The 12,361-nt window shown below is 60.1% G+C and carries 13 protein-coding genes; 10 read left to right on the top strand and 3 right to left on the bottom strand.

Annotation, left to right across the window (positions count from 1 at the left end; translation table 11 throughout):
* Together DM995_RS20350 and DM995_RS20345 are read left to right on the top strand one after the other, a co-directional pair.
* A partial coding sequence (locus DM995_RS20350) for a TraB/TrbI/VirB10 family type IV secretion system protein (RefSeq protein WP_157973436.1) occupies positions 1-1,063 on the top strand: 1,063 nt, incomplete at its 5' end.
* 5 nt (positions 1,064-1,068) lie between these two features.
* Positions 1,069-1,296 carry a DUF2274 domain-containing protein gene (locus tag DM995_RS20345; protein WP_116970863.1) on the top strand — a complete coding sequence of 76 codons (228 nt, stop codon included), beginning with the start codon at positions 1,069-1,071 and terminating at the stop codon, positions 1,294-1,296.
* A 3-nt stretch (positions 1,297-1,299) separates the two neighbouring features.
* On the opposite strand, the gene DM995_RS21515 is transcribed toward DM995_RS20345, so the two are convergent.
* Genes DM995_RS21515 through DM995_RS20335 form a run of 3 tightly spaced genes read right to left on the bottom strand, consistent with a single transcriptional unit; the run spans position 1,300 to position 3,723 of the window.
* A complete protein-coding gene (locus DM995_RS21515; RefSeq protein WP_157973434.1) occupies positions 1,300-1,611 on the bottom strand; it encodes a hypothetical protein in 312 nt (103 codons plus the stop codon).
* Positions 1,598-2,557, bottom strand: coding sequence for a LysR family transcriptional regulator (locus DM995_RS20340; protein ID WP_116970862.1), 960 nt, complete (start codon positions 2,555-2,557; stop codon positions 1,598-1,600). The genes DM995_RS21515 and DM995_RS20340 overlap by 14 nt, the downstream gene beginning before the upstream one ends.
* 8 nt (positions 2,558-2,565) lie before the next feature.
* Positions 2,566-3,723: a zinc-dependent alcohol dehydrogenase family protein gene (locus DM995_RS20335; RefSeq protein WP_232824589.1), complete on the bottom strand. Its 1,158-nt coding sequence runs from the start codon at positions 3,721-3,723 to the stop codon at positions 2,566-2,568.
* Between DM995_RS20335 and DM995_RS20330 the strand changes: the two genes are divergently transcribed.
* The 8 genes from DM995_RS20330 (at position 3,713) to DM995_RS20295 (ending at position 12,216) form a co-directional block, all read left to right on the top strand.
* Positions 3,713-4,075, top strand: a complete 363-nt coding sequence (locus DM995_RS20330) for a winged helix-turn-helix transcriptional regulator (protein WP_116970860.1) — start codon at positions 3,713-3,715, stop codon at positions 4,073-4,075. The genes DM995_RS20335 and DM995_RS20330 overlap by 11 nt on opposite strands.
* A gap of 158 nt (positions 4,076-4,233) precedes the next feature.
* On the top strand, positions 4,234-6,561 hold the full coding sequence (locus tag DM995_RS20325; RefSeq protein ID WP_116970859.1) for a TonB-dependent receptor: 2,328 nt from the start codon (positions 4,234-4,236) through the stop codon (positions 6,559-6,561).
* An 80-nt stretch (positions 6,562-6,641) separates the two neighbouring features.
* On the top strand, positions 6,642-8,540 hold the full coding sequence (locus tag DM995_RS20320) for an AMP-binding protein (protein ID WP_198669543.1): 1,899 nt from the start codon (positions 6,642-6,644) through the stop codon (positions 8,538-8,540).
* Complete coding sequence (locus DM995_RS20315) at positions 8,537-9,523, top strand: thiamine pyrophosphate-dependent dehydrogenase E1 component subunit alpha (protein ID WP_198669542.1); 987 nt, start codon at positions 8,537-8,539, stop codon at positions 9,521-9,523. Before DM995_RS20320 ends, DM995_RS20315 begins: the two co-directional genes overlap by 4 nt.
* Before the next feature lie 22 nt (positions 9,524-9,545).
* Positions 9,546-10,601 carry an alpha-ketoacid dehydrogenase subunit beta gene (locus tag DM995_RS20310; protein WP_116970856.1) on the top strand — a complete coding sequence of 352 codons (1,056 nt, stop codon included), beginning with the start codon at positions 9,546-9,548 and terminating at the stop codon, positions 10,599-10,601.
* 12 nt (positions 10,602-10,613) lie between these two features.
* Positions 10,614-10,847, top strand: coding sequence for a biotin/lipoyl-containing protein (locus DM995_RS20305; protein WP_116970855.1), 234 nt, complete (start codon positions 10,614-10,616; stop codon positions 10,845-10,847).
* Positions 10,847-11,530, top strand: coding sequence for a 2-oxo acid dehydrogenase subunit E2 (locus DM995_RS20300; protein WP_116970854.1), 684 nt, complete (start codon positions 10,847-10,849; stop codon positions 11,528-11,530). Before DM995_RS20305 ends, DM995_RS20300 begins: the two co-directional genes overlap by 1 nt.
* Positions 11,531-11,550: 20 nt before the next feature.
* A complete protein-coding gene (locus DM995_RS20295) occupies positions 11,551-12,216 on the top strand; it encodes a lipoate--protein ligase family protein (protein ID WP_116970853.1) in 666 nt (221 codons plus the stop codon).
* The last annotated feature ends 145 nt before the right edge of the window (positions 12,217-12,361 follow it).

The raw sequence follows: 12,361 nt of genomic DNA, 5'->3' as shown, positions 1-12,361 counted from the left end.
TCTCGGCATCGGCGGTTCGCTGATTTACGCGCTCGCTCCCCCTGCCGAGAAGCCTGCTCAGGAACTTTACAACACCGAAAGTCGCTCTACCTCCGAGGCCATCACGTCGGGTCCCCAGGACTATGCCAAGGTGCCGAAGCTCGGTCCGCCGCTCCCGGGGGATCTCGGCGGGCCGATCGTATCGGCCCAGCAACGCGGGGATGCTATCCCAATTCCGCCAGTTGGCGCGCAGCCCGTCCAACCCGACCCGCGTGCACAGGCCATAGAAGCAGCAAGGCAGCGCGCAGCGCAAGAACGGGATGCTGCCCGGACAAGCGGCGTTTTTCTGGGCGGCAATGCGGGTGGCGGTGCGACGACCTCGGCATCATCGCTCGTGCTCTCGGAACCGACTGCACCACAGCCCCAGCAGCCAGCCGCGCCAAGCGATCAGGCCGCTAAACGCGGCTTCCTGGCACAGGCATCGAACCAGCGCACGGCGAGCGCCGAGCGTCTTGTTGCGCCCGCGTCGCCGACTATCGTGCAGGCTGGCAGCGTCATTCCTGCCGCGCTGATCACCGGTATCCGCTCGGATCTTCCCGGCCAGATCACCGCGCAGGTGACCCAGAACGTCTACGACAGCCCGACGGGCCGCATCTTGCTGATCCCGCAGGGCGCGCGCCTGATCGGCGAATATGATAGCGAGGTCGCGGCGGGACAGACCCGCGTGCTGCTCGCCTGGGACCGGCTGATCATGCCCGATGGCGGCTCGATCCTTCTCGATCGCCAGCCGGGTGCGGACGGCGCAGGGTTCGCCGGATTGCAAGACCGGGTGAACCAGCATTGGGGCAATCTGCTCAAGGCTGCCGCCATCTCAACGCTGCTCGGTGTCGGGGTCGAGCTGGGTGCCGACAGCGAGGACGATCTCGTCCGCGCGCTGCGGCGCGGCACCCAGGACACGATCAACCAGTCGGGCCAGCAGATCGTCGGCCGGCAGCTGAATGTCCAGCCGACGCTCAACATCCGGCCTGGTCACCCGCTGCGCGTGATTGTGACGCGCGACCTGATCCTCGAACCGATCGGATGACTACGATGACCAAGCTGAAACTCGGACCGCTCAACGACGACCGGCCCGTCAAGTTGACGGTAGAAATGCCCGCTGCCGTGTACCGAGATCTCGCTGCCTATGCGGCTGCATTAGCGGCCGAGACCGGCGGAGAGGCCGTCACGCCGGAAAAGCTGGTCGCGCCAATGCTTTCTCGGTTCATGGCAAGCGACCGCGGGTTTGCCCGCGGGCGACGCAACCGCCGCGACGACTAAGATTCAACGGTCTTTGCGAAAGCGACGAAAGCGTTCTTTGGATTCGGCCGCGGTTACAGCCGTCTCCGCGTTCGCACATTCCCCGCCGCGCACTGTGCCCTCGCGGCACGCAGATAAAACCCGACGCGCCTCGTCAATATTCGCTTCGAAGAACTGAACGCCGCGAACTGGCTGCTGAACTGAGGGATTCGAGGCTGCAGCTACCGCAATCTCTGCTGGGGGCGAAGACAAAATGACTGGTCGCAAAGCGATCCCCAACGTGAAAGCAACCATCAGCAGTATGACTCCAGCAACCAAAAGCTTAGTTTTTGCCATTTGCCGGTCCCTCTTTTTCCTGCGAACCGGAAGCGTCGGAAATCGCAAATGAAAGCGCATATCGCTGCCGAACAAATGAGAGGAACCGCATGACTGCGGGGTTGTGATTATCCGGCCGCCAATAACCGCAATAGCCAACAAGGGCAGGACCGTGTTCCCCGTGTATTGGTCGATACACCACATCCGAGTAAAGTGCCCCGGTTGCGCCTTCGCATACGATGCTGATGCTACGATAGTTGCCGAGCACGCTAAGGATCGTTTCGCGGCTGCACTGACACAGCCGGATGTTCGGCTTTCGGCCGTTAAGTGCGAGCTTGCCCAAGACCAGATCGCGAATGTCGGAGCCGGGATCAGCTGTCGTTAGCAGGATCTGCTCGGTTTGGAGGTCGGTCCAATGAATCACCGGATGTTCGGCGAGGCGATGACGCGCTGGAAGTGCGACAAGAATGCGCTCGCTCCAGAATGGTTCAGCCCGGAGGCTACCCCACGGCGCAGTGCCCATTAGGATCGCTATATCCACCTCTGCGCTATCAAGACCCGCAAACAGCACCCGGCGATCCGCTTCGACGCATTGAACGTCCACCTCAGGGTGCGCATCGCGCCAGGCGAACGTCGTTGCACGAAGATTGCCTGCGGAGATGGCGCTGTTCAATCCAAGCCGGAGAATTCCAGCACGTCCTTGCGCGGCGTCCCGCATCATGGAAGCTAGCTTCTCGGCGGTCGCGACCATCGGCCGCGCGCCGCCCAGAAAAGTAGTGCCGGCGGTGGTTAGCACCAAGCCTGACCGTGACCGCTCAAAAATCGGGGTGCCGAGCGATCGCTCTAATTTTACGACCGCTCGGCTAAGCGTCGATTGCTCCACCTCGAGTGCTCGGGCGGCGCGATAGAAACTCCCGTGATCCGCTGCCGCAATGGCATATCGAAGCTGACGAATATCAAACGGCACCGCTCACCTCACTCAAGCGATACGACGATCTTTCCGAAGTGCCCGCCAGCCTTCAGCAGACGAAGCGCGTCCACTGCTTTGTCGAATGGAAAAACCCGGTCTACGACAGGCTTCATCTTGTGAAGACCGATGGCACGATTCATTGCTTCGAACATCGCTACCGAGCCGACATAGGTTCCCTGAATCTTGATGTTTTTGTGCAGGATCAGGCCGGTCGCAACGGCGTCAGCCAAGCCGGTCAGCACACCCATAAGAGAGATCGACCCGCCGAAGCGAACGGCTTCGAGAGTCTTGTTGAGCGTGCCCGGCCCACCCACTTCTACGGCATGGTCAACGCCGCGCCCATCGGTTAGCGCAAGCACCTCCTGCTGCCACTCTGGATTGCTTCGGTAGTTGATAACATGGTCCGCTCCAAGCGCCCTTGCACGTTCGAGCTTGGCGTCATCAGAACTCGTGATGATCACTCGCGCGCCCGCGAGTTTGGCAAACTGGAGCGCGAAAATCGACACACCCCCTGTGCCGAGCAAAAGGACCGTCTCGCCCGGTCCGATATTCGCTCCGACGAATTGCGCATACCACGCCGTCACACCGGCACATGGCAAGGTGGAAGCTTCCTCAAAGCTGAGATGATCGGGAACTTGAACTACACCGCTCGCGGGCAGAATAACCTGCTCGGCCAACATTCCATCGACTGCCCCGCCGAGCGAGCCCGCTTGCAGTTCCGCAGTGAGAGGGCCGTCGAGCCAGCCCGGCATAAACGCAGCGGCTACACGATCACCGACCTTGAAACGAGTAACCCCCGCCCCGACCGCCGATACCACTCCTGCGCCATCAGAGAGGGGTACAACGCCCGTCATTTTATCTCCCACGGCATATGTGCCGGAGATCACTAGAATATCGCGGTAATTCAACGAGCACGCCTTGACATCGATGACAACGTCGCCCGGCCCGGGTGTCGGGGCCGGTCGGTCGACTACGGCAATAGCGTCGATGTCGGTGCCGATGGTGATTTCATAAGCTTTCACGGGGCTCTCCAATTCTTTCAAAACCGATGCCACCGCGTTATTCGTGCAAGCCGTTGCTTGTGCAAGTACCGACATTTTTGTAAGTATTAAGGCACATTTTTGTCCGTAGCGATCATGGAAGACCGATTTGATGGCACGCAAATGCGATTGGAAAACAGGCTGCGATGTGGAAGCGACCCTTGCTGTTGTGGGCGGGCGTTGGAAGCCGGTTTTGCTGTTCCATCTTCTCGATGGCCGCAAGCGGTTCAGCGATCTGTGCCGGATGACTCCCAACGCCACGCAGCGGATGATCACCCTGCAGCTGCGTGAATTGGAGGCAGACGGAGTGGTCGCGCGACATGTCTTCGCCGAGGTGCCACCGCGAGTCGAGTACGAACTGACGGCCTTGGGACGTTCGCTGGAGCCGCTGTTGCTTCACATGCGGAACTGGGGCGAACAATACAAGCGACAGCCCAAGCTGCAGGACACGCGGTCAGACGGCAGCGCTCTTTAGGGCTCCAACTCGCCCGCACCTGAGCGAAGGCTGCGCACTGTCTCACTGAAACACATGAGACAGTTTTGGGCTGCATTTATGGCAGCTCGAACAGACTTGTGTTCCTGCGCTTCAAAACCTGCCCATCCTCTCTGCACAAAATAAATGGGGAGAGTGTAATGGTCCAACTTCTGCGTGGCACACGCCACAGAGCGCTCATCGAATCGCTGTCGACCGGCTTGTCTGCGATTGCTTTAACCGCCAGTCTTCCGGCGTTCGCGCAAACCGAGCCTTCTCCGCTGGCAGGACAGCCAGCCGGAACCGAGACCGCCGCACAGAGCCAATCCGATGATACGGTAGGCGGTGACATCGTCGTCACCGCGACGCGAAGAGAACAGCGCACGCAGTCCATCGGTATCGCGGTTTCAGCTTATTCTGGTGAAACACTCACAAGAAGCGGTGTGCTAGCCACGACCGACCTCGCCGCGATCACGCCAGGGTTGGCCATTACTCTTGTCACACCCGGACAGCCCGCGCTGATCGCTATCCGAGGAATTTCCCAGAGCAACTATGCGGGTCAGTTGGAGTCGACCAACGCCTACTATGTTGACGACAATTACCAGGTGCTGTCGTCGACTAACAGTCAAGGCTTGTATGACGTTGCACGCGTCGAGACCCTGAAGGGCCCGCAAGGGACATTGTTCGGGCGCAACGCCAATGGCGGCCTCGTGAACGTCATCACCAATGACCCGGTGAACGAATTTAGCGGCTATGCCCAGGTAGGACTAGCATCGCGCGGCGAAGTTCGTGCCGAGGGCGCAGTCAATCTCCCCATCAGCGATACCGTTGCAGGCAGGATTGCAGTCTATCGCAACCATTTTGATGGCGCCTATCGCAATCAGGTCCCTAATGTCCGGAACCTCGGTGACGAGGACGCTTTCGGCATCCGCGGCAAGATCAAGATCGAGGCGAATGATCGCCTGACGCTCGATCTTCGGGGGAGCTACTACAACCAGTTTGCCAAAAGCGGCGGGCAGGCTCTCGCCACTCCGGCTTTGCCGTTGTCCCCCGAGGGTTTGGGCGTCCTGACCGGCCCGAACACCACGACCTTCTTTGGCTATCGAGATGCAGACGGCGATCCGTTCACTATCGCAGTCGACTACCCGGGGTTCCATGGCCAGAAGGTTTGGGACGCCGGCTTCAAGGTTGATTACGCGCTCTCAGACACGGTCACGCTCATCGCGCAAACCTACTACCAGGATGCGAAGACCGATTACGCAGAGGACAACGATCTCTCACCACTCAACTTTTCGATCTATCAGGTCTTTAACGAAAGCAAGAACTTCACGCAGGAAGTTCGCCTCGTTGAAAGCGACGGAAGCTTCCGATGGACAGCAGGCGCCTTCTATCTGAGGGTCCGGGGCGAATACATCCAGAATTTCGAATTGCGTGGCCTTGGAGCGATTACCCGGTCAGACTACTTCCTGCGCACCGACTCGGGTTCAGTTTTCGGCCAGATCGAATATGATCTGTCCCCGCAGGTCACGCTGATCGCTGGCGGCCGCTTCATCATCGATCACAAGGACTTCGGGATCGACTATAGTTGCACAACTATTCCAGCGACGTTTGGGTCGTTTGCCACCAACCCGGCCACTGCCGGATGTGCCAACACCTTCGCCTCTACGGACCCGCTCGCGCTCATCAACAATCCGACGTACCGCGACACGCACACAGAGCGGGGCTTTGCCGGCAGGGCACAGATCAACTGGCAACCTATTGACGACCTTCTGATCTATGCGAGCTACAACCGCGGCTACAAAGCCTTCAATTACAATGAGGCCTTCGCGGGTGCCACCCCTATCGACCGGATCCGCTTCGACGGCGAACGAGTGAATGCGTTCGAGCTGGGCGAAAAATGGGACCTTCTGGACAGGCGTCTCAGAATCAACTCCGCGCTGTTCTATTATGATTTCGAAAGCTATCAGGCATTCGATCAGCGCGGTCTCCTTTTCACCGTCTTCAACAGTCCGGCGCGGGTCTATGGCGGCGAAGTTGAAGTGACGGTCAGGCCCGGCGGCGGTTGGACGCTCAATGGATCTGCCCTGTTCCTCAACACCCGCGTCGAAGATGTGCCTCTTCCCAATGTGGTTACTTCGCGACGCACCGCGCAATCTCCTAACTGGGCTTACACTTTCGCAGTCGCCAAGTCGTTCGATCTTCCGATCGGCCAACTGGAGGCGACCTTCAACGGCACATACACCGGAAGCCAGTTCGCGCAGCTACAGAACTCACCCATCACATTGCTGCCAGCAGCCCTCAACGCCAATGCTCGCATCGCATTCGTTCCCAACGGTAGCAGCGTCCAGTTTGCGCTATTCTCGCGCAATATCACCAACAACAACAAGCCCAACTACGCCTTCGATCTCTCTGGTGGCGCGCTAGGGTTCCGAGAGCAATCCTTCCCCGATCCACGTGTGATCGGTGCCGAAATCCGCGTCAGCTTCTGAATGTCCATGGTCGGCTCGATGCGTTCGAGCCGACCAGTTTCGAACCGTGCGAGCGAACGATGACCGGTCAATGCCGAGACATGATTCACCAAAGGGCTTCGGATGATCCCGAAAGCCATTGGCTTGCAGCGGCAACTGCAATCGATTGGGATATCGCACCGAGCGTAGCGTTCGGGAAGACGGGTCGCTGGTTCGAGGGAGCGGCGCTCAACACCTGTCACAACGCAATTGATCGTCATGTTCTAGACGGTCGCGGCAATGCATTGGCGCTGATCTACCACAGTGAGATGACAGGTTCGGTAGAGCGCTTCACGTTTCAGGAACTGCAGCAACTCGTCGCCCTCACAGCCGGGATGATCAAAGCCTGTGGTGTCGGCAAGGGTGATCGCGTCATCATCTACATGCCGATGGTCCCAGAAGCCGTCGTCGCCATGCTGGCGTGCGCCAGGATCGGCGCTATCCATTCCGTCGTGTTCGGCGGCTTTGCTGCCCAGGAACTCGCGAAACGGATCGACGACGCAAATCCCAAACTGGTGCTGACGGCATCGTGTGGCCTCGAGCCAGGCCGCATCGTAGCATACAAACCTCTGGTCGATGCGGCTCTTGCTTTAGCCACGACCTCGGTGAGGCACGTTATCGTTCTTCAACGTCCGCAACTGAAGGCAGAGCTCGAGCCGGGACGCGACCTGGACTGGGCACGGTCGGTCGCCAATGCACGCGCCGAGCCCTGTGTCAGTGTCGCCGCGACCGATCCGCTGTATATCTTGTACACGAGCGGAACGACAGGAGTCCCCAAGGGTGTCGTCCGTGACAATGGCGGACATGCCGTCGCGCTCTGCTGGACGATGTCTGCCATCTACGGCGCTGCCGCAGGCGACATATTCTGGGCCGCCTCCGATATCGGCTGGGTCGTAGGACACAGCTACATCGTCTATGCGCCGTTACTCGCCGGCTGCACGACTGTCCTTTATGAGGGTAAGCCAGTAGGCACCCCCGACGCAGGAGTGACATGGCGGCTCATTGAGCGGCATGGCGTAAATATCCTCTTCACCGCACCCACGGCGATCCGAGCGATCCGCCGCGAAGACCCTTCAGCGTCGCTTCTCGCGGGCCGCGATATTGCAACGCTGCGCGCGCTTTTCCTCGCAGGTGAACGTGCCGATCCTGATACCATCGCCTGGGCGTCAGCTCATCTGAACGTCCCCGTCATCGATCACTGGTGGCAGACCGAACTGGGCTGGCCGGCACTTGCAACGTGTCTTGGTCTGGGCGATCGCGAGGCTCGGCCCGGCAGTGCGGGTCGCCCCGTTCCTGGCTACCGCTTTGCGGTTCTGGACGACTCCAGCCAACCGCTCGGACCAAACGCGGTCGGCGACATTGCTATCGAGCTCCCGCTCCCGCCGGGCTGCTTGCCGACGCTCTGGCAGAACGAGAGCGGCTTCCGCGCAAGCTACCTCGAGCGCCATCACGGCCATTATGCGACTGGTGACGCCGGCTTCATTGACGAAGACGGGTTCGTCCATGTCATGAGCCGTGTCGACGACATCATCAACGTAGCGGGTCATCGACTATCAACCGGCGGCATCGAGCAGGTGCTCGCGTCTCACCCACAGATCGCCGAATGCGCGGTCATCGGCGCCGCTGATCCACTGAAGGGGCAGGTGCCTGTCGCGCTCGTCGTCCCGAAGCGCGGCGTCGAAACCTCAAAGGAAGTACTTGCCGCCGAACTCGTCGCCTTAGTGCGACGCGAGATTGGACCGGTGGCGTCGTTCAAGACCGCGATCGTCGTGCAGGCGTTGCCCAAGACGCGTTCGGGCAAAGTGCTTCGTTCGGCCATGCGGCGTATTGCCGATGGCGAGCCATGTCCGTTGCCGCCGACGCTGGATAACTCAGAATCCTTTGAGCAGGTCGCGCAAGCACTGCGCGATGCTGGCTTCCCCTCTCCTAAACCCCAGTCCCTATCGGAGCAGATCGCATGATCCCAAGCCGTGAGCAGAAGCTCTGGATGTATGAGAAGATGGTCGTCAGCCGCCGGTTTGAGGAAGCGATTGCAGCCATTTACTTCGAGGGCAAGAAGCCAGTCTTCAATATGGCTAACGGGCCGATACCCGGAGAAATGCACCTTTCCGACGGGCAGGAGCCCTGCGCTGTCGGGGTCTGCGCCCATCTTCAGCCTTACGATATCGTCACCGCAACGCACCGCCCGCACCATCAGGCAATCGCGAAGGGTGTGGACCTGAAGCGAATGGCGGCCGAAATCTTCGGCAAGGCGACGGGGCTGTCCGGCGGCCGTGGCGGACATATGCATCTGTTCGATCCGGCGGTTAACTTCGCCTGTTCCGGCATCATCGCGCAAGGAATGGGACCTGCTGTCGGCGCGGCTCTTTCTCGTAAGATGCAGGGCAAGCCAGGCGTCGCGGTCGCTTATATCGGCGAAGGCGCGGCCAATCAGGGTGCTTTCCACGAAAGCCTCAACTTGGCGGCGGTTTGGAAGCTTCCAGTCGTGTTCGTCATCGAAGACAACGCATGGGGCATATCGGTTGCAAAGGCGGCTTCGACCGCAGTGCCTGAAAACCATGTTCGTGCTGCGGCGTATGGCATGCCCGGACATTTGGTGCGCGACAACGATCCCTACGCCATCTTCGCCACCGCCGGCGAGGCGATCGCCGCCGCGCGCAACGGCCAAGGCCCATCGCTGATTGAGGTCGAAACAATGCGGCTCGCTGGTCACTTCATGGGTGATGCGGAGGGCTACCGGCCCAAGGGCGAGAAGGACGGCCTGACTGCGCGTGACCCCATCCCCCGCCTGCGTGCCAGGCTGTTGGCCGACGGCGACGCCGACGAATCGACCCTCGATAAAATCGAGACCGTCGCAAGCGGCGAAGTCGACGATGCGATTGCCTACGCCCGGAACAGCCCCGACCCCGACCCAGCCGATGCGCTCACCAGCGTGTTCGTCTGAACACTATGCGCGGAGACCAGAAATGAGTGATGCCACCCCCGTCCGCAAGAACGAAAGAAAGCTAACAATCGCCCGTGCGATGGCCGAGGCGGTCGCGCAGGAAATGCGCGTCGATCCCACGGTCTTCGTCATGGGCGAGGACATCGGCGAACTTGGCGGCGTCTACGGCAACACACGCGGCCTGCTGGCGGAGTTTGGTGCAGAGCGCGTTCGAGACACACCTATCTCGGAGACAGCATTCATTGGTGCGGCTGTTGGTGCGGCTCAGGATGGAATGCGCCCGGTCGTCGAACTGATGTTCGTCGACTTTTTCGGCGTGTGCTTCGACGCCATCTACAATCTGATGGCGAAGAATATCTATTTTTCGGGCGGAACCTTCAAAGTGCCGATGGTTCTGATGACCTCCACCGGCGGTGGCTATTCTGACGGCGGCCAGCATTCGCAATGCGTCTATGGCACCTTCGCCCACCTCCCGGGCATGAAGGTGGTGGCCCCGTCCAACGCCTATGATGCCAAGGGTCTGATGACCGCAGCAATCCGCGACGATAATCCAGTCGTCTTCATGTATCACAAGGGCCTTCAAGGCATGGGTTGGCTCGGCACCGAACCGGCTGCCACCGTTCATGTGCCGGAGGAAAGCTACACCATCGAGATCGGTAGTGCGGCCGTGGTCCGGTCCGGACGCGACCTTACCATCGTTTCGCTTGGCATCGGGGTCCACCATGCTCTTAAGGCAGCGCAGCGTCTCTCGGAACGAGGCATCGAGGCGGAGGTCGTCGACATCCGGTCGCTGGTACCGCTCGACCGCGCAACGATCCGCGCATCGGTGGCGAAGACCGGCCGCCTGATCGTCGTCGACGAAGACTATCACAGCTACGGCGTGACCGGCGAGATCATTGCGACAGTAGTTGAACATGACCTCTCAGTGCTCAAGGCACCGCCTGTCCGGATCGCCTTCCCCGACGTGCCGATCCCCTTTGCTCGGGTGATGGAGCAGTTCTGCCTGCCCAATCCCGACAAGATCGTCGCTGCTGCCGAAACCATGCTTGGGCGCGATGTGGCGCTTACCAACCCCTGAACGGAGAAAAACATGGCAACCGAAATCGTCATTCCGAGCGACCTCTGGGAAGAGGACAGCGAGGCGGTCATCACAAGCTGGCTGGCATCCGATGGTGCCGCCGTCGACGAAGGCGCATTGATCGCAGAGATCATGGTCGAAAAAGTCCAGCATGAACTTCTGGCACCCGCCAGCGGAACACTGTCCATTAGCCGTCAGGTCGATGATGTCGTTTCGAAAGGCGATGTGATCGGAACGATCGCGTGATGCCGACCGACCAGATTGTTCCTCTTCGGGGCATCCGCGGCATGATTGCCGACCGCATGGTCAAAAGCCTGCAAGAGGCAGCGCAACTCACCCACCATGCGACTGCGGACGCTAGCCAACTTGTAGCGACGAAAGCCATTGCGGAAGCTGCCGGCGTAAAGCTATCGATCGAAGATCTGCTGATGGCCCGCACAGTATCAGCGCTCCGGCGGCATCCTGCAATCAATGGCAAAGTCGAGGGCAAGGAGGTGCATCTCTCCGGTGCCATTCATCTCGGCGTTGCAATTGCATTACCGGGTAATTTGCTGGCCGCACCCGCAATTTTTGATGCCCAGGACAAGTCTGTCGCGCAGCTTCGTGAGGCGAGACGCGACCTTGCCGCTCGCGCCCGCGCGAACAAACTCAGTGTAACGGAAATGACCGGGGGAACCTTCACGGTCAGCAATCTAGGTTTGACTAGGGTCGAGCACTTTACCCCGATTATTGCTAGCCCGCAGATCGCAATCCTCGGAATTGGACGCCTTGTTGAACGCCCTGTCCGGGGCGACGGCGGCGAGATCGCCTGGGGATCAGCTGTCGGGCTTTCGCTCACCTTCGATCATCGCGCAATCGATGGCGCGCCAGCCGCCGACTTCCTCACCAACCTTTGCGACATCATTGAAACCGATGAGAGCTGGTCGTGAGTTTAAATTGGTTTCCGGACATGCCGGCTGCTCTGGCCGCAGAAGAGGCCTTGTTCGAAAGCATGCCGACCGAAACAGGCGCGCGCCAATGGCTGATGTGGCAAGGCCAAAAGTCACTTGTCGTGCCGCGCACTTTTCTACGTAGACCCGGTCTTCAGAAGGCAGTGGCCCGAAGCCGCCAGGCCGGCTGGCCAGTCTTCATGCGCCAGACTGGAGGCGACGTCGTGCCACAGGGTCCCGGCACCTTGAACATCTCGCTCGCATGGGTGGAAGAAGGCAGTCGCGGAAGCTCGATCATCCAGGGCTACGCAGCGATATGCGATCCTATCCGCACCGTGCTCGGCGGGTCCTGTGGGTCGGTCGCCTCGGCATTTTGCGATGGCGCGTTCAACATTGTGATCAATGGCCGCAAGCTCGCAGGAACGGCCCAGCGTCGTCGCCGAAAGGGTCCCCACACGCTCGTCCTCGCACATGCACTGATATTGGTCGATGAGGACATCGAAGCCGGCGTGGCGGCAACGAATGACTTTCTCTGCAGCCTTGGCCAAACACCGGGGCTTCGTGCGGACGCGCACGTCAACGCTACCGAGGCCCTTTGCGATTACGCTTTGACCCCAGCGCGCCTCGCCAACCGCTTGTTCGTGCACCTCGCCCAGAGCGACTTGGCTCCAGGTATGGCGGCATGATGCCGCTGTTTCGACACATGCCTCATACACTGCGCTGGCCAGTGACGGTGACAAACACACGAAGAAGAACCAATCACGACCGCTATCGCCATTCACAAAGATGGATGGTCAACCTAAGGAGAGGTGAGAGATGGTAAACAAGGAT

This window comes from Blastomonas sp. UPD001, from assembly GCF_003426715.1.
In the GTDB taxonomy this organism is placed as follows: domain Bacteria; phylum Pseudomonadota; class Alphaproteobacteria; order Sphingomonadales; family Sphingomonadaceae; genus Blastomonas.
Note: the sequence above shows the minus strand (reverse complement) of the source record. Positions and strands in the feature narration are given on the sequence as shown.